This is a genomic window from Rickettsia slovaca 13-B, assembly GCF_000237845.1.
GTDB lineage: Bacteria > Pseudomonadota > Alphaproteobacteria > Rickettsiales > Rickettsiaceae > Rickettsia > Rickettsia rickettsii.
Genome location: NC_016639.1, coordinates 516,254 through 533,661, shown reverse-complemented (window position 1 = coordinate 533,661; position 17,408 = coordinate 516,254). Strand labels below are relative to the sequence as shown.

Below are 17,408 nucleotides of genomic sequence, written 5' to 3'. Positions count from 1 at the left end.
CATAGCATTTTTTTATTATTTTCCTAGATTGTCACGCTTCCTACGGTCGCTCGCAATGACAATGAAAATAATACTTACTACACATTAACCTTTTTATTAAGATACATTAATATAAACAAAGCAGGCAAGGCTAAAATTATAGTAAAGAGGAAAAAACCGTCCCAGCCCATCATATTTACGAGTTTTCCAGCATAAATAGTGACAGTATTGTTACATAAACTACTAGCACTACTAAGTAAAGCATATTGTGTTGCGGAATATTTTTTATTACATAAATTACCTATATATCCGACTAAAGCAGTAGCACCCATAGCGGCAGCAAAATTCTCTATAGTAATAGCAATTAATAAAGCTTCAAAAGAAGAAGGCTGATGATTAAGCCAAATAAATGCAAAATGCGTTAAGCTTTGGGCAATACCGGTAATAATCAAACCTTTAAAATTCCCCACCCTATACATTACAATACCACTGACAAAACCGCCGACTAAGGTTGCAATCAATCCATAAAGTTTAGCTATTATTGCTATTTCGCCTTTTGTATAACCAAGCTCTATATAAAAAGGTGAGGCAACCGCTCCAAGCATAGCATCGCCTAATTTAAAAAATATTACCGCAAGTAAAATAGTTGCAGCAAATTCTCTTTTGAAAAAATCCTTGAAAGGATTAATTACTGTAGAAATCCATGAAGTAATAGAAATAATATTAATTTTTTCTCTTACTAATTCTTTTTCGTTTACGGTTATTATAAATATCGTTGCAACGACAAATATTATAGCTATAACACAGAAAGTTAGTTGCCAATTATTTCCAGTTATTTCTGCAAGGTACAAAGCACCTGCCCCTGTAATAAGCATACCGATTCGATAACCGAATACAGCGGTTGCACTAGCTATGCTTTGTGTTTCTTGATCAAACTTATCTATACGCAACGCATCAACGGCAATATCAAACGTGCTAGATAAAAAGCCTAATAATATAGTCAAAAAATAGAAAGAAGTTAAAGAAACTTCAGGATTTTCCTTGCTCATAGCAATTAGTACTAAAGCCATTAAAGAGCTACATAATATAAGCCAGCTTTTGCGATGTCCCCACCTACTTAAAAAAGGTATTTTAAAATTGTCGACTAGAGGCGACCAAAATACTTTTAACGAATATGATAACCTTGCAACCGCAAAAGTAGTAATAACGGCGATATCTATACCAGATTCTTTTAACCATACCGCAAGAGTAGAAAAAATTATAACCAGCGGCATACCGCTAACTATTCCTAAAATAAATATTTCAAATAATCGATAGTCTTTAAAAATCTTGGTAATGCGCATTGTGATATTTCATTAAATCGTCATTGCGAGGAGGGGCATAGTCCCAACGTGATGACAATCTAGGAAAATAATAAAAAAATGCTATGCATTTTTTACTGGATTGCTTCGTCAAAATTTTCAATTTTTCCTCGCAATGACGAAAATATTAGTGTTGTAATAATAATTAATAAATATAAGCTATTTACTTTATAAATCAACCATTTTCTCTTAACTCCTTATTATACAACCTATAATATTCATCTTTATTCTTAAGCAATTGTGTATGAGTTCCTCGTTCACAAATCTCACCGTTTTTCATGACGATAATATTATCAAGATCGGTAATACTGCTTAAACGATGCGTAATAATTAAAGTGGTTTTTCCTTGGCGTAATTTCTTTAACGATTCTAGAATTTTCTGTTCGGAAGCTTGGTCTAAGCTACTTGTTGCTTCATCCCAAATTAAAATAGGGGCATCTTTTAAGAAAGCTCTAGCAATAGATAAACGCTGACGCTGACCGCCTGAAAGAGTCGTCCCCTGCCCCCCTATCTGCGTGTCGTAACCATTCGGCAGATGCATAATAAACTCATGAGCATCGGCATATTTTGCTGCTCTAATTATTTCTTCTCTTGTAGCGTTTTCCTGACCGTATGCTATATTTTCTGCAACGCTTGTATCAAATAAATGAGTATCTTGAGTAACTAAGGAAATCTGACCTCTAAGTGAAGTAAGCTTAATATCTTTAATATCATGATTATTAATTAAAATTCTTCCTTCATTTGGATCATAAAAACGCACTAATAAATTACTAAGCGAAGTCTTAGCACTACCTGAACGCCCGACAAACGCAATAATTTTATGAGGCTCTAGCCTTAAATCTATATATTTTATAGCTATTTTACTCTCAAACCTTAAAGCTAGTTTTTCAAAAGTAATTTGTGGATTATATAAATCTACGTCTTTAGCATCTTCATGATCTTTAATAAGAGGCTCGGTATCCAAAATACTAAATACCCTCTTAGCTGCTGCTATTCCTTCTTGCAAATTAATATTTAACGATACCAAACTTTTAAACGGTCTATAAGCCGCTGCAAAAGAAGCCAAAAAAGCAAAAAGAGCCCCTGGCGTACTTTTCCCCTCCAGGACTAGATTACCTCCATACCATACCATCCCTCCAACTGCAAGACCGCTTAAACCCTCCATAATCGGTGAAACCATCGCATCTAGCTTAGATGTTTTTTTGTAGAACTCTAAAATATTATTAATAATCAACGATGCTCTATTACTTTCTATTTGTTCGCCTACAAAAGATTTAATAATCTTAATTGACTGAAATGTTTCATCAAGCCGAGAGGTATAATGCCCAAGCTCTTCTTGTGACTGTGCAAATATTCTTCTTATCTTTCTACCCATCCTTTGCACCGGATAAACAGCTAAAGGGAAAACAAGAAAAACTACGCAAGATAATAGCGGTTCTAAATGAAACATTGTTGCTATTAAACATACTACAGTTAGGAAATGTTTAGCACATCCGACAAGTAAGTTAGAAACAGCTCCACGCATCAAAGAAATATCATTAGTAAAACGAGATATTAAACGTCCTGAAGATTGGTTTTGAATAAAAGAAATATCGGCAAATAACAAATGCTCATACATTTTTATCTGTAAATCGTTTAGTACCCTCTGCCCAACAAATTTTATTAGATAATTCTGATAATACTCTGAAATTCCTTTTATAACAAAAGTTACAGTAAGCACTATAGGCATTATTATAAGCATTTCCTTATCATGCGTTAAAAAAACCTTATCAATAATAGGTCTAGCCGCATGTACGATCACTGCCGTACAAAGTGCTGCAACAACCATACAAAATATCGAAAAATATATTTTATTTGCGTAAGGTTTAACATGATCTTTTATCAGCCTTTTTATAACATCTGCGGCTGTGTAGTTATCATTTAAATTATTGTTATTCATTCTCGTTAAAAATATTAAATTGATGATGTGATTGATTCGGTACAGGCATTTTCAAATGCTCAAAAGCGGCAATCGTGATTACCCTACCTCTAGGAGTTCTTTGTAGTAAACCTATCTGTATAAGATAAGGCTCTATGGTTTCTTCAAGTGCATCACGTTGTTCAGATAAGGCAGCTGCAATCGTTTCAATTCCGACAGGACCGCCGTTATAATTATCCGCTATGAATTTTAGATAACGATAATCATTGCTATCAAGTCCTATGCGATCAACTTCCAAACGATTTAACCCAAAATCAGAGATTTCCTTATCTACTCTTGATTTACCGTCAACTGCTGCAAAATCTCTTATACGACGAAGCAATCTTAATGCAATTCGTGGCGTTCCTCTACTTCTTTTAGCTATTTCTTCAGAACCCGAATCGGTCAAATCAATATCAAGTAGTTTACTTGCTCTATTTAGAACTTTCTTCAATTCCTCGGTATTATAAAAATTTAGCCGCATAGGGATACCGAACCTATCACGCAAAGGATTACTCAACAGCCCGAGGCGTGTGGTAGCACCGATTAAGGTAAATTTCGGCAAGGTTATTTTCACTGACCTTGCGGCAGATCCTTCACCGATAATTATATCAAGCTCAAAATCTTCCATAGCAGGATATAAAACCTCTTCAACCGCAGTATTTAAGCGGTGGATTTCATCAATAAATAATACATCGTTCTTTTCAAGATTGGTAAGAATAGCAGCAAGATCAGCTACCTTAAGTATAGCAGGACCGGAGGTGGATTTAAAATTACCGCCGATTTCGTTAGAGATAATTTTAGCAAGCGTAGTTTTACCAAGCCCGGGCGGACCGTAAAATAAAGTATGATCAAGATGCTCATTTCGAGATTTTGCAGCCTTAATAAATACCGAAAGATTTTCTTTAATCTGCTGTTGACCGACAAATTCTTGCAAATATGACGGCCTTATCGGCAATTCTTGATCATTTTCACTTTTTTCAGGTGATAATATATTAGTCATTATTTTAAATCGAATATAATGACTAATAATAGCCAAAAAATAGTTTTATGCTATAAATTATTTTAGACTTTTATATTAGCCCTCTTCATAGAAACTAGTTACCCCTTCTCTAAGTTTATCTACGGTTTCAAAAAATTTTTCTGTATCAGTGACGCCTAAGTTTTGTAATTCTTCTTTAAGGTAATTTTGACTTAATCCTTTATATAACTTGAAATAATGGCCAAATATCTCATTTGATAATATTATATTAGGATTTTCATAATAATTTTTCAAAACTTCTGCTACATCTTTTAGAGTAAGGTTATTTTTATCAGTTATTTCTGTAATTTGTGCGTCCAATTCTTGTCTATCTTGAGATTTCATTCCTATCTTATAACCTAAAATATTACATCCAATTAAGCTTTTATTCTATTTTATAGCATCCGATAAGGCTTTCTTTGATTCCTCGCTTACTTCTGTACTTAATGAAAAATTCAATCCGGCAAGTTTAGTATTTTTAACAAATGAGGATCAGGCAGGAACATTATTATCAAAAAATATCCCACTTATATCTAAATCGCTTATTTTTGTTTCGTTTACTCTTAAGGTATCTAAAAGAACATCTATCTTATTAACATTATTCAAAGCATTTATAAAACTAATGTCGGTAATGCGGCATAGCGGATCTTTAAAAAATTCAGCAAATAACTTTATTGATTTTAAACTCCACGCAAAACTATCAGTACTTAAGTACTTTATAGTAGCGTCTCCTTGTAAAGCATTAAATAACCCATTTTAAAGCATCTTCAGGAATTTTAGAGTATCCAGCAGCTGCAAATACCGGTGATTGTGGTACAAAATTAACCTCGGTAATACTTAAAGTAGCAGGGTCTTTCTATAGCTCTTTTAATATTTCTTCAGCCTGTATTTTTCCTAAATATTCTATTAACTTGGACATATATTTTACCTATTAATTTTAGTAATTAAAATTAATAGGTAAAATAACTGCTAATTTATCAACTAAAAATTAGAATTTCGATTTTTCAGGGCTGTTTTGATTAATTCATCAATAGAGATTTCGGGATTTTGGGTAATGATGCCTTGAACAGCGTTTTGAGCTTCAAATCTAGAAAATCCTAGATTTACTAGAGCTTTTATTACTTCATTACTTGCAACGGGTGTGATATTCTTAATATTTAAGCTCTCTTTAATAATAGCTGAACCGCTTGATATTTTCGCTACTTTACCTTTCAGCTCTAGCACTATACGTTCAGCAAGTTTAGCCCCTACTCCGGATATTGCTTTAAATATATTTTTATCTTCATTATTTACAGCAATTTGAATATCTGAAGGCGTAAGGCTTGATAAGATAAATAAAGCCATTCTTGTACCTATACCGTTTACTGATTGTAGTAAATTAAAAAAAATCTTCTCTTCTAGAGTCAAAAAACCGTAAAGATGAATATGTTCCTCTCTAACATGGGTTTCGATAAATAGTTTATAAAACTCCCCTTCAGCAAGTTTACCTAAAGTTTTACCTGAAGCATAGACTAAGTACCCTACCCCGTTTACGTCAATTATAACGTAATCATCGCCTTGGGAATCAACTTTACCACTTAATTGACCGATCATATATTTACTTTTTCTTTTTACTATATATTAAAATTAGTGTCGGTAAAGCGGTAATAATTGCTGCTAAGATGTAATGAATAACAAACGGTCTATCCATCATATGACACTGCCCATCATTAGGAATAGTTTGAGCCAAAACCATATAAGCAACTATTATCGTCACTACTATATATAGACCGGTGAAAAACAAATATTTTATAAAATTTTTCATGTTAATCTCTTTTTGAATCAGTGATATGATGTTATTCCTGCGAAAGCAGAAATCTAGGGGTAAAGCAAGATAAATCGAGCTTTTAAAAAGCTTTAAAGTACTGGATTCCGGCTTTCGCGGAAATGGCATCAGAGGTTTTTTCTTCTCTTAAGTTAACACTCATACACGAAAGCGGGAATGACATTAAAAACTACACAAACTTATAATAAGTTTGATTCTTATCCCCTTTACTTATTAAAAGTTTACGCTCTAAACCATATAACAAATCTCTACTAGCCGTTGCCGTAGAAATATTTTTATGTACAGTAATATAATCTTTTCTAGAAAACCATTGATCTATTAAATTAACCTTAGCAAATTCCATTCTAGATAAAGGCGTATTTGCCTCATATGTAATATTATTACTATATAATCTTAATGCTGCAACTATTTTATCAAGCATAAACTCGATAAATAAGGTCGATTCACCAAGCTTATCACACTTACTTAAAACACTATAATATTCACTTTGATTATTCCTTATCAAACTTTCAACGGAAATATACTCAAAAATTTTATTAGCTTGCATTAGTAATAATTGTTGCCATAATCTACCTATTCGTCCGTTACCGTCTGAAAAAGGATGGATAAATTCAAACTCATAATGAAATATACAAGCTTTAACTATTCCAGAAATTTGCTTATCTTGTGCTATAAACTCAAATAAATCCTGCATTAATAAAGATACACGGCGTGCCGTAGGGGCAAAATATATAATCTCTGTGCCTTTAAATATAGCGGCATTACCTTTACGCCACTTTCCGTTATCTTCTACTAATCCTTGCATTAATATCTCATGTGCTTTTAATAATGATTCAATTTTGAAGGGATTAAATATAGTCAGATTATTGTATAGTTTTATAGCATTTTTTACTTCTACAATATCTTTTTCAGGTGCAAGTACACGCTTGTCGTTTATTATATCGGTTATCTGCTCTACGCTTAAACTATTTCCTTCAATTGCTAAAGAAGAATTGATGGTTTTAATTTGATTATTTTTTCTAAGTTTTATAGGTTGAGAGTAAAGCTTGCTACCGGCTAAAATACCAAGCTCATAAGAAATATCTTGTGATAACTCCAAGATTTTATTAGTTATTTGAAAAGACGGTTTACTATTCATTATATGATAGTATCATATGATACTATCATTGTCTACCCAGAATATTTTTGCTATATCATTCCCATAGGGTATTAGCCTTATTGCATGACTCCAAAATCGTCATTGCGAACAGCCGTAGACTGCGTGGCAATCTCATGAAATAATAACAAACTCCTAAGATTGCCTCATCAATTGCTATGCAATTTTCTCGTAATGACGTATATCTCTTTATTTTACAATACACTCATTAGACTACCTACCTCAATATCTTCTATAACACCACTTTTACGATCTTTTAATTCAACAATATTATTTGCGGCTTTTTTAGGACCAATTATAATTTGATGAGGTGAGCCTATAAGATCATGCGTTGCAAATTTACTGCCTGGACGTGCTTCGGTATCGTCATATAACACTTCTATATTTTTATCTGATAGCTCTTTATAAGCCATTTCCGCAAGCTCTACACATTTACTATCATGAATATTTAAATTAATTAGAGAAACTTTGAAAGGAGCAACGCTAGAAGGCCATATGATACCTTTCTCATCGCAATTTGCTTCTATGATAGCAGCAACTAACCTTGAAATGCCTATGCCGTAAGAACTCATTTCTATAGGAGTTAGTTTACCATACTCATCATTAATAAGTGCATTCATATTAACCGAATATTTTGAGCCTATATAAAAAATATGCCCGACTTCTATTCCTTTACTGCTGGTTATTTCTTGTTCAGATATAGGTAATTTATTTACTTCATATTTTTCTTCAGCTGCTGCGTACCAACTTTTAATTTCCTCTACATCGATATCAGGATTATCTTTTAATGTCTTAAATTTTTTATCGTAATAAATAGTACTTTCACCAGTTTCAGCGATTATATGAAACTCATGGCTTAAATTGCCACCGATCGGACCGTTATCGGCAATAACAGGGATAGCAAACACGCCTAAATCCCTGAAAGCATTGATATAAGCCTTATACATTTGATTATAGGTTTTAACGGCATTTTCTTCATTTATATCAAAAGAATAAGCATCTTTCATTAAAAACTCTCGTCCTCTCATAACACCAAAACGAGGTCTAATCTCATCACGAAATTTCCATTGGATATGATAAAGATTTTTCGGCAAATCCTTATATGACTTAATATTATGACGAAAAATATCCGTAATCATATCTTCGTTAGTAGGACCGAATAGTAAAGTATTATCGTGACGATCTTGAAATTTCAGCATTTCTTTACCGTAATTATCAAAACGTCCCGATTCCATCCATAAATGTGCCGGCTGAATGCAAGGCATTAGAACTTCCAAAGCTCCCGCTTTATTCATATTTAAGCGTACTATATTCTCGATATTCTTCAATACTTTTAAGCCAAGCGGAAGCCAAGTATAAATCCCTGCTGCTTGCTGCCTAATCATTCCGCTTCTAAGCATTAATTTATGCGAAGTTACTTGAGCTTCACTTGGCTCTTCCTTTAACACAGGTAAAAAATATTTTGATAATAACATATTTTATTTACTTTCTTGCTATATTTATAATCATTTATTTGGTTATCCCGTGGCTTGACCACGGGATCCAGTTTTTTTAAATTTTTTTCTGGATACCGCGATCAAGTCGCGGTATGACAAAATGACTGGATTCCCACTTCCGCAGAAATGACATTAATAACGTATCACCTTTTAGCAGTAAGGTTTAAAAACTCATGACGATATTTCTGCTGTTCGGCAAATATACCCGTATAATGCATGGTATTCATAACGCTATTATCTTGCATTACGCCACGCATTGACATACAGCTATGTACGGCAGAAATCTTAACGGCAACGCCAAGCGGCTTTAAATTCTCCTGCACGCTTTCTGCTATCTGTACCGTCATTTTTTCTTGGATTTGTAGTCTTCTAGCAAAAATATTTACTATTCGTGCTAGCTTACTTATGCCGACAATACAATTATCAGGAACATAAGCTATATCTACTGTACCGTTAAAAGGTAATATATGATGTTCACAGAAAGAGGTAAATTTTATATTCAGTAAGATAAAATCTCGAAAATTACAAGTTTCATAAAACTTGGTATTTAATATTTCTGCTACATCCTTTCCATAACCGGAAAATATTTCTACGTAGCTATTAATTACTCTATCAGGCGTTTGAAGCAACCCTTCTCTGCTTGGATCTTCACCAATGAATTTTAGTAACGTTCTTACTGCCTCTTTAGCTTCTTCTCTAGTTGGTTTACTCATGTGCTAGTTTTATACTTTTAAAAAATATTACTTTAACACAAATATATACAAACATCAAGCCGCCTACTATAGCAATAACCCCTCCTCCGCCCATCATTCCCATTAATAGCTTAGCTGACATCGGCATTACACTATTTGGGTCTTTCCGCATAACACCGTAACCACCGGCGAATGCTAGACCTAGTATGTGCAGAATCTGCCCGAATGTTAGGAGGTAAAATGTAAAATTAATAATATTGTCATTGCGAGGAGGCACGAAGTGCCGACGCGATAATCTAGGGAGTTTTTGTATTACCTCATGAGATTGCCACGCTCTTTTTAGTCGCTCACAATGACGTTGATACCTCCCAATACCCAAATAACTACACCCCATACAAGCAATGCTAATCCCTACTATAGACCCGTGATAATGAGCAGGAATTGCTACATTTATACCTGTGATATTCATTGCTATAAGCCCGCCAAGTAAGAATAAAGTAATAGAGCAAAGTAAGATGGTTTTGATTACTCTGTCATTTATTGTAACCGTGTCATCCCGCGGGATGACAAATACCCACACCAACTCAACCCCCATACCTATTAAACATAAAACAGGAGCAATGCCGCCTAGATATTTCATATGATTTGTATAGAATACTTTGAAGGCTCCATCGATAATATCATAAAATATATGACCGAAAAGTGTAAGAATTCCGAAAATAAAATTTAAATAAAGTAAGAAAAGATAGAATTTTTGACATTTCACTTCTCTAGCTATTAATTCTCTAAATAAACTAACCCAAATAAATATTAATATTTGAGTATATATAAATTGCAGTAAATGACCTCCGCTCCAAAAAAGTAATTCATAATAAAATTCTATCTCGATTGGAATAATTTGAATGATGTTTTGCAAGCCATTATAAGACCATCCAAAACAAACAAAGCTTAAAATAAACATTATAATAGTCGATAATACGGTAAAATTAACTAGACTATTTAAGTTCGTCCAATCGAAGAAATATAAAATATTTATAGCGTACAATAGCAACGTAACACCAAATAAGCTTAACCCCCCAATAAATACGATATTTTCAAGCATCGGTATATAATTATTCATCACCGGATTATGCCCGGCTATTGGGGAGATGGCGATTAGAAGAGTAGCTAGAAAAGCAAGTTTGGGGTAAAGGCGAAACACGTCATTGCAAGCGAACGTAGAGAGCGTGGCAATCTCAGAAATTTTGTATTGTTTCATGAGATTGCCGCGTCGAGGCTTTGCCTCTCCTCGCAATGACGTTTCACCCCCCCAAACACTAGCCGTAACAGACAATAACCAAATCAATACCGATAAATTAACATGAATAATTAAAGCAGATTTGAAAATATGCGGATTTGGGAAAAAGCTTGATAATTGCGGGGTACGTAGTACCACCAAAATAATTGAATATAAACCCGCAAATCCCAAGGATAAAATACCAAGCTTAAGCCAAGAATTAGTTAAGCTATTATTTTGTAATTGATTGGTAGAATTCATAACTACAGGTAAATATTAAATATAATCTACAAATAGCTCACAGTATTTAAATAAGCAATATTTTTTTATTTGCTTTAGAAGCTAACATACGATATTAATAAGTCAATCCAGAGTTAATAGTTAGATATGACTAACCACCTACGCATCGGTATCGGTATCGGTATTTTAATCTTTGAATAATAGGAATGAAATTTTATTAGGTAAACATATTAGTTCCCATGGTGAGTCTAGTTATGCTCCTGTCGGTGGACATTTAGAATTTGGAGAAACATTTGCAGAATGTGCTATCCGTAAAGTTTTAGAAGAAACAAATCTGATCATTGAAAATCCACAATTGATAGCGGTGACTAACGATATTTTTGAAAAAGAACAAAAGTATTACATCTTGATTTGCCTTAAAGCTCATTGTTTAAATGAGCATGAATTACAGAATCTTGAGGCTCATAAAGTAGAAAGCTGGTAGTGGTTTGCTCTTGATAATTTACCCTCTAACCTTTTTCTACCTCTAAAAAGACTCATTGAGAAAAAATGTTATTTATATAAAAAAAGTATTGATTAACTAAGTTTATCTAATTTTAAATATCCGGACGCGTATTTGTGTAAAACACTAGCAATAAGAGTTTGATAAGACATTCTTTCTTGTGCTGCAATTCTTTTTATATGATTTAAATCGTATAACGGCAATCTAATATTAATTCTTTCCGATTTTTTAAAAAAATTAGCTGCGGCAATTTTAGCTATATTTTTTGGCTCTCTAGTTCTTTTTTAGGCAACTCTAAAAGCTCATCTTGTTCAAAATAATCTAGTATTTCTTATTCTTTTTCAGTAAATTTGTATTTTTTCATAATCTAATCCTTAGCTTGACAATATCATCCTAACTTAGCAATATTAATAAATGATCACCTTGATTTATAATTATGATAATACAGATTTTATTGTTGTAGCAGATTGAATGGTGGGTTTGAGAAGACTTGAACTTCCGACCTCACGCTTATCAGGCGTGTGCTCTAACCAGCTGAGCTACAAACCCACAGTGTAGAAGTATGGTGAGCTCGCCGGGATTTGAACCCGGGACCCTTTGATTAAAAGTCAAATGCTCTACCGACTGAGCTACGAGCTCTTAAATATATTGCATATATTCAAAAATTATGTTTTACTTTATCGCCGAAAAAGGCTAATCTGTCAACAATTATTTTTTAATTTAAACTTAGGAAGTTTATGCGGCATCAGGACGTGGCTATAATTATCCCCTCAAGGCTAAGTTCAACTAGGCTTAAACAAAAACCGCTGCAGCTTATCGGCTCTATAACTTTAATCGAGCGGGTATTCAAACAAGTAAATCAAGCGGGCCTTGAGCATACATATGTTGCGACCGACTCGGAAGAGATAGCAAGCGTTATTACAAAAGTCGGAGGAAAAGTAATATTCACGGATAGTGCTATCCCAACCGGTACTGATCGTACTTATGAAGCTTTTAAATTAATTCCAAATAATCAAAACATTAATTACATAGTTAATGTACAGGGAGATATGCCTTTCATTGAACCTAGCTCTATTTTGAAAATTATAGAATATTTAAAAAACAGCAAATACGATATTGTTACACCGATAGTAAAAGTAGATAGGGAATCAGTGAAAGCTAGTAGTAATGTTACCGTAGCGGTTGACTCGGCGGGGACAGCATTGTATTTTTCGCGTAGTCTTATTCCAAACGGTGCAGAAGAATTTTTATATCATGTAGGCATGTATGGTTTTCGCAAAAACGCTTTAGAAAAATTTGTATCTCTTAAGCCAACTTTTTTAGAAAAAACAGAACGTTTAGAACAATTACGTGTCCTTGAAAACGGCATGACTATAGGTACATGTTTAGTTGAGAATGTTCCTATTTCCGTAGATACGGAAGAAGACTTAAAAAAAGCAGTAACATTTTACGAAAATATTAGTAAACTAGGTTTATAATAATGGTACATTTCATTTTTGTTACCGGCGGCGTTGTTTCATCACTCGGTAAAGGTCTAACGGCAGCATCTCTTGCTATGCTATTGCAAGCGAAAGGTTTTAGAGTAAGTGTACGAAAACTAGACCCTTATCTTAACATTGACCCGGGAACTATGAATCCTCACGAACATGGTGAGGTATATGTAACCGATGACGGAGCAGAAACCGATCTAGATCTTGGACATTATGAACGTTTTACCGGAGTTTCCGCATGCAAATTTGATAGCATCACAACAGGTGCGATATACTCAAAATTACTTAAAGATGAACGTTTAGGAAATTACGCCGGCGTTACTGTTCAAGTCATCCCGCATGTTACAAATATAATAAAAGATTTTATACTTTCAAACACCAAGGGTTTTGATTTTATTATTTGTGAAATAGGCGGTACAGTCGGTGATATTGAAGGTCTACCGTTTTTTGAAGCTATAAGGCAAATTGGTAACAAATTAAAAAGCGAAAATTGTTTATTTATTCATTTAACATTATTACCTTATGTTAAAACCGCCCGTGAATTAAAAATAAAACCTACCCAACACTCAGTTAAAGCATTACGCGCTATAGGTATTTCACCTAATATACTAGTGTGTCGTGCAGAACGTAACATTTCAAAAGGCGAAATAGATAAAATATCTTTATTGTGTAATATAGAATCTGAGTATGTTGTTCCGGCAATAGATCAAAAAAATATATATTTAGTACCGATTGCATATCATAATTCAGGTCTTGATAATAAAGTATTAAAATTTTTTAATATTAATATCATACCATCTAAATTAGATAAATGGCATGATATAATTAATAGGCTAAAAGATTCTAATTCAAAAGTAAGAATCGCTATAATAGCTAAATATCATAAATTAAAAGATGCTTATAAATCAGTAATCGAGGCACTTGATCATGCAGGTATTTATTACAAATACAAAATTGATTTAGTATGGATAAATGCTGAAAATCTAACTGAAGAGAATATTAATAAAAAATTATTAGATATAGATGGGATTTTAGTACCAGGTGGATTTGGAGAACGGGCAACTAAAGGAAAAATTATAGCAATAAACTATGCCCGTACTAATAACATACCTTTTTTTGGAATATGTTTCGGTATGCAACTTGCGACGATCGAAATAGCTCAGAATTTAATCGGTATTAAAGATGCAGTAACGGAAGAATTTAAAGTAGACGGTACAAAAATTATTGAGAAAATAAATAAAAACTGTAAAGACTCAAAAATAACAATTGAAAATGTAAAAAAGACTATGAGGCTCGGCTCTTATCCTTGTAGTTTGGTCGCAAGTACCATTGCAGCTAATGCTTATAAAAGCCTTGAAATAAATGAGAGACATCGTCATAGATATAAATTTAATAATGAATTTCAAAATATTTTTGAAAAACACGGAATAGTATTTAGCGGTTTTTCAAAAGATGAAGAGATTGTAGAAATAATTGAACTACCGCTACTGCGTTGGTTCGTAGGAGTACAATTTCATCCGGAATTTAAATCTAAACCTTTTGAAGCTCATCCGTTATTTATTCAGTTTATTAAAGCAGCGATTGAGTATAACAAATGTAATTAACAACAATATATGAGACTATTTTAAAAAATCTTGACATAGTTTTTATTATAGTCTAGGGTGCATAAAAAATAATAGCCGGACAGTTTCTAAAAAGCGTTTGAGGTCATTCCCGCATATGCGGGAATGACCTATAAAGCTCTAAGCCTTGCAAAAACATAACATTAAAAAATAAGCTCATAGTAAATCAATGGATAGCGTGGATTCTAATTTCACAATTTGGAATAAAGCCAGAAACAGTAAATTTAGGCATATAGTATGGCCGATTAGATCGTATGAATTAACCAAGTTCATCCCGATGGCTTTACTAATGTTTTTTATTCTACTTAATCAAAACTTAGTTCGTAGTATTAAAGATAGTTTTGTTGTTACCTTAATTAGCTCAGAAGTATTGAGTTTTATCAAACTTTGGGGCGAAATGCCGATGGGAATTTTATTTGTTATTTTTTATTCTAAACTCTGTAATATTATGACAACAGAGCAAGTTTTTAGGATAATTACCGGTACTTTTTTATTTTTCTTCGCAATTTTTGGTTTTATTTTATTTCCGTACAGAGAGTTTTTTCATCCCGATCCCGAATTAATTAAGCACTATATCACTGTTCTTCCTCACTTAAAATGGTTTTTAATAATTTGGGGACAGTGGAGTTTGGTATTATTTTATATTATGGGAGAATTATGGCCGGTTATAGTCTTTACTCTTTTATATTGGCAGCTTGCAAATAAAATTACTAAAGTCGAAGAAGCACCAAGATTTTACTCATTTTTTACTTTATTCGGACAAACTAATTTACTCATCTCAGGAACCGTAATTATTTATTTTGCTAAGAGTGAGCATTTCTTATTACCTTTATTTTCTCATCTAAACGATACAAATGAAATTCTTTTAAAATCATTTATTATGGTTATTTTAATATCCGGATTAATTTGTCTAGCTCTTCATAAACTTATTGATAAATCAGTCGTAGAAGCTGACAAAAATATTAAATTTAAAAACCAAAGAATAGATATATTAAAATTAAGCTTAGTCGACAGTGCAAAAGTAATATTAACTTCTAGATATCTCGGTTTTATTTGTCTTCTTGTAATGTCTTATTCTATGAGTATTAGCCTAATAGAAGGATTATGGATGTCCAAAGTAAAGCAACTCTATCCCGCTACAAAGGATTTTATAGCCTATCACGGTAAAGTGTTTTTTTGGACGGGAATACTCACGTTAGTTAGTGCGTTTTTAGGCAGTAGTTTAATTAGAATATGCGGCTGGTTTTGGGGAGCTATTATAACACCGATTATGATGTTTGGAGCAGGTGTTATGTTCTTTTCATTCACGGTTTTTGAAAATCACCTAGGAAATATCGTAAATACTCTCGGCTATAGTGCACCGCTTGTCGTTATAGTTTTTATCGGCGGACTTTGGCATGTACTTTCTAAATCCGTAAAATATTCACTTTTTGATGCTACCAAAGAAATGGTATATATTCCGCTCGATAGTGAAATGAAGACCAAAGGTAAAGCTGCAGTTGATGTTATGGGTGCTAAAATCGGTAAATCAATAGGTGCTATTATTCAATTCATATCCTTTAGTATTTTCCCGAACGCCATACATAACGACATAGCCGGTTTATTGATGTTTAGTTTTATTATCGTATGTCTATTATGGCTATATGGCGTGAAAGTTTTATCAAAATATTATAATAAGATGATACAACGTTGATACGGATATCCATTCCTGCGAAGGCTTGCTTGCGTTGATACCTATAATCTTCATGAGCTACGTAGGCGTTGTTGCATGACTCAAAAAAGGCGTACGATGTCATTCGTAGCTCAATATTGTTGCGTAGACCGGTAAAATCCCCTGTGTCATCCCGTGGCTTGACCACGGGATCCATAAAAACAATAAAAAATACTAATAATTCTAGTATTTTTAACTGGATCCCGCGATCAAGTCGCGCCGGGATGACATCGGGAAAACTGATCCACGCAACAAGGCCCAAAAGCGGGGATCTAGCACAATAACTTCAAATATCGATATAGAAGTTATTTATTAAAAAAATAAACCTAAAAAAACAAATTTTTTATAGGTTTTACTAGATTTCCGCCTACGCGGGAATGATATAAAACGATCCATGTATACAATGCTGAACAGAAATGACCAGTGCTTTTCAAAAATTGCTTGATGCTATGAATCAAACTACTGTATTTTGAACATCCTCTCCTATTAATCCTTGATCAAGCAAATCAAAAGCCTCATCCAAGCACTTATATACTGCATTTTCTTGAGCTACTTCCGAATAATTTTCGATTAACCCTAGATTTTGACAATAATAACAAGTTGAGCTTTTAAACCATCACTCTATTGATTTTTAATATAATCTAATATTATTTTTAAAACAGCTTGGCTACTATCCTTTGCTTTTTCATATTTATTTTTTAAGCTCTGTAATCTGTCAACATATATTCTTAACGTCTCTATTTCTTTACTTTGATATATTAAGCTCTCTATTTTTTCAATTTGTTTTATTAACCGCTCTGCCTCTTCATACGGTTCTTTACATTGTCTTACTAAATTTGCTTTTGTAAAATTAGTATTAGCATTGTTATGCATTAATAGTGAAAGAATAATTTTGTTTTCTACTAAGTTACGACCACAGTAATGTAATACTTCAGTCATCTGTTTATAAGTCATTCACCGTAGCACCATATTCAAGTAACATTTTGGCTTTTTTAAAATTACCTGTAACCTCTAAAGCAGTATCACCATTCTCATCTTGTATATTAAGATCAATACCTTTTTGCAGTAACTCTTTAAGGT

Annotated in this window: 15 protein-coding genes and 2 tRNA genes; 4 read left to right on the top strand and 13 right to left on the bottom strand. The window is 33.1% G+C overall.

What is annotated here, in order from left to right; all coding sequences use genetic code 11:
* Nucleotides 1-77 precede the first annotated feature (77 nt).
* The 10 genes from RSL_RS02790 to RSL_RS02740 all read right to left on the bottom strand — a co-directional run bounded on the left by RSL_RS02790 (nt 78) and on the right by RSL_RS02740 (nt 11,024).
* Entirely contained in the window at nt 78-1,322 is a 1,245-nt protein-coding gene (locus RSL_RS02790) for an AmpG family muropeptide MFS transporter (RefSeq protein ID WP_014273432.1), read from the bottom strand.
* Between the two features lie 193 nt (nt 1,323-1,515).
* Nucleotides 1,516-3,279, bottom strand: a complete 1,764-nt coding sequence (locus RSL_RS02785; RefSeq protein WP_014273430.1) for an ABC transporter ATP-binding protein — start codon at nt 3,277-3,279, stop codon at nt 1,516-1,518.
* Nucleotides 3,272-4,300 (bottom strand): Holliday junction branch migration DNA helicase RuvB, encoded by a 1,029-nt coding sequence (ruvB, locus tag RSL_RS02780; protein ID WP_004995885.1) that lies wholly within the window; start codon nt 4,298-4,300, stop codon nt 3,272-3,274. The genes RSL_RS02785 and ruvB overlap by 8 nt, the downstream gene beginning before the upstream one ends.
* Nucleotides 4,301-4,375: 75 nt before the next feature.
* Entirely contained in the window at nt 4,376-4,663 is a 288-nt protein-coding gene (locus RSL_RS02775) for a hypothetical protein (protein ID WP_014273429.1), read from the bottom strand.
* Between the two features lie 636 nt (nt 4,664-5,299).
* Nucleotides 5,300-5,911: a Holliday junction branch migration protein RuvA gene (gene ruvA, locus RSL_RS02765; protein ID WP_010977169.1), complete on the bottom strand. Its 612-nt coding sequence runs from the start codon at nt 5,909-5,911 to the stop codon at nt 5,300-5,302.
* A gap of 4 nt (nt 5,912-5,915) precedes the next feature.
* Nucleotides 5,916-6,122, bottom strand: a complete 207-nt coding sequence (locus RSL_RS02760) for a hypothetical protein (protein ID WP_004995893.1) — start codon at nt 6,120-6,122, stop codon at nt 5,916-5,918.
* Nucleotides 6,123-6,312: 190 nt separating this feature from the next.
* Nucleotides 6,313-7,281 carry a Fic family protein gene (locus RSL_RS02755; protein ID WP_014273427.1) on the bottom strand — a complete coding sequence of 323 codons (969 nt, stop codon included), beginning with the start codon at nt 7,279-7,281 and terminating at the stop codon, nt 6,313-6,315.
* 212 nt (nt 7,282-7,493) lie between these two features.
* Entirely contained in the window at nt 7,494-8,774 is a 1,281-nt protein-coding gene (gene proS / locus RSL_RS02750) for a proline--tRNA ligase (protein WP_014273426.1), read from the bottom strand.
* A 164-nt stretch (nt 8,775-8,938) separates the two neighbouring features.
* Nucleotides 8,939-9,508: a GTP cyclohydrolase I FolE gene (gene folE, locus RSL_RS02745; RefSeq protein WP_004995901.1), complete on the bottom strand. Its 570-nt coding sequence runs from the start codon at nt 9,506-9,508 to the stop codon at nt 8,939-8,941.
* Complete coding sequence (locus tag RSL_RS02740) at nt 9,501-11,024, bottom strand: cbb3-type cytochrome c oxidase subunit I (protein WP_014273425.1); 1,524 nt, start codon at nt 11,022-11,024, stop codon at nt 9,501-9,503. The genes folE and RSL_RS02740 overlap by 8 nt, the downstream gene beginning before the upstream one ends.
* Nucleotides 11,025-11,196: 172 nt before the next feature.
* On the opposite strand from RSL_RS02740, the gene RSL_RS07625 reads away from it, so the two are divergent.
* Entirely contained in the window at nt 11,197-11,487 is a 291-nt protein-coding gene (locus tag RSL_RS07625; protein ID WP_014273424.1) for a nucleotide triphosphate diphosphatase NUDT15, read from the top strand.
* 490 nt (nt 11,488-11,977) lie between these two features.
* On the opposite strand, the gene RSL_RS02730 is transcribed toward RSL_RS07625, so the two are convergent.
* Both RSL_RS02730 and RSL_RS02725 read right to left on the bottom strand, forming a co-directional pair.
* Nucleotides 11,978-12,054: transfer RNA gene (locus RSL_RS02730), tRNA-Ile, on the bottom strand.
* A 14-nt stretch (nt 12,055-12,068) separates the two neighbouring features.
* Nucleotides 12,069-12,144 (bottom strand) — tRNA-Lys (locus tag RSL_RS02725).
* Between the two features lie 98 nt (nt 12,145-12,242).
* Between RSL_RS02725 and RSL_RS02720 the strand changes: the two genes are divergently transcribed.
* The 3 genes from RSL_RS02720 to tlc2 all read left to right on the top strand — a co-directional run bounded on the left by RSL_RS02720 (nt 12,243) and on the right by tlc2 (nt 16,310).
* A complete protein-coding gene (locus tag RSL_RS02720) occupies nt 12,243-12,983 on the top strand; it encodes a 3-deoxy-manno-octulosonate cytidylyltransferase (RefSeq protein ID WP_014273423.1) in 741 nt (246 codons plus the stop codon).
* A gap of 2 nt (nt 12,984-12,985) precedes the next feature.
* Nucleotides 12,986-14,599 carry a CTP synthase gene (locus tag RSL_RS02715; RefSeq protein WP_014273422.1) on the top strand — a complete coding sequence of 538 codons (1,614 nt, stop codon included), beginning with the start codon at nt 12,986-12,988 and terminating at the stop codon, nt 14,597-14,599.
* A 187-nt stretch (nt 14,600-14,786) separates the two neighbouring features.
* The gene (gene tlc2 / locus RSL_RS02710; RefSeq protein WP_014273421.1) at nt 14,787-16,310 is read left to right on the top strand and encodes a nucleotide exchange transporter Tlc2; all 1,524 of its coding nucleotides are present in this window, start codon (nt 14,787-14,789) and stop codon (nt 16,308-16,310) included.
* A gap of 639 nt (nt 16,311-16,949) precedes the next feature.
* Here the strand turns inward: tlc2 and RSL_RS02705 are convergent.
* A complete protein-coding gene (locus RSL_RS02705; RefSeq protein ID WP_014419790.1) occupies nt 16,950-17,282 on the bottom strand; it encodes a hypothetical protein in 333 nt (110 codons plus the stop codon).
* Between the last annotated feature and the right edge of the window lie 126 nt (nt 17,283-17,408).

What these genes read in the sequence shown, in the direction of transcription:
- ruvA (WP_010977169.1), bottom strand. Translation starts at nt 5,911, where the DNA reads ATGATCGGTCAATTAAGTGGTAAAGTTGATTCCCAAGGCGATGATTAC.
- proS (WP_014273426.1), bottom strand. Translation starts at nt 8,774, where the DNA reads ATGTTATTATCAAAATATTTTTTACCTGTGTTAAAGGAAGAGCCAAGT.
- RSL_RS02775 (WP_014273429.1), bottom strand. Translation starts at nt 4,663, where the DNA reads ATGAAATCTCAAGATAGACAAGAATTGGACGCACAAATTACAGAAATA.
- RSL_RS02740 (WP_014273425.1), bottom strand. Translation starts at nt 11,024, where the DNA reads ATGAATTCTACCAATCAATTACAAAATAATAGCTTAACTAATTCTTGG.
- RSL_RS02790 (WP_014273432.1), bottom strand. Translation starts at nt 1,322, where the DNA reads ATGCGCATTACCAAGATTTTTAAAGACTATCGATTATTTGAAATATTT.
- tlc2 (WP_014273421.1), top strand. Translation starts at nt 14,787, where the DNA reads ATGGATAGCGTGGATTCTAATTTCACAATTTGGAATAAAGCCAGAAAC.
- ruvB (WP_004995885.1), bottom strand. Translation starts at nt 4,300, where the DNA reads ATGACTAATATATTATCACCTGAAAAAAGTGAAAATGATCAAGAATTG.
- RSL_RS02760 (WP_004995893.1), bottom strand. Translation starts at nt 6,122, where the DNA reads ATGAAAAATTTTATAAAATATTTGTTTTTCACCGGTCTATATATAGTA.
- folE (WP_004995901.1), bottom strand. Translation starts at nt 9,508, where the DNA reads ATGAGTAAACCAACTAGAGAAGAAGCTAAAGAGGCAGTAAGAACGTTA.
- RSL_RS02720 (WP_014273423.1), top strand. Translation starts at nt 12,243, where the DNA reads ATGCGGCATCAGGACGTGGCTATAATTATCCCCTCAAGGCTAAGTTCA.
- RSL_RS02715 (WP_014273422.1), top strand. Translation starts at nt 12,986, where the DNA reads ATGGTACATTTCATTTTTGTTACCGGCGGCGTTGTTTCATCACTCGGT.
- RSL_RS02705 (WP_014419790.1), bottom strand. Translation starts at nt 17,282, where the DNA reads ATGACTTATAAACAGATGACTGAAGTATTACATTACTGTGGTCGTAAC.
- RSL_RS02785 (WP_014273430.1), bottom strand. Translation starts at nt 3,279, where the DNA reads ATGAATAACAATAATTTAAATGATAACTACACAGCCGCAGATGTTATA.
- RSL_RS02755 (WP_014273427.1), bottom strand. Translation starts at nt 7,281, where the DNA reads ATGAATAGTAAACCGTCTTTTCAAATAACTAATAAAATCTTGGAGTTA.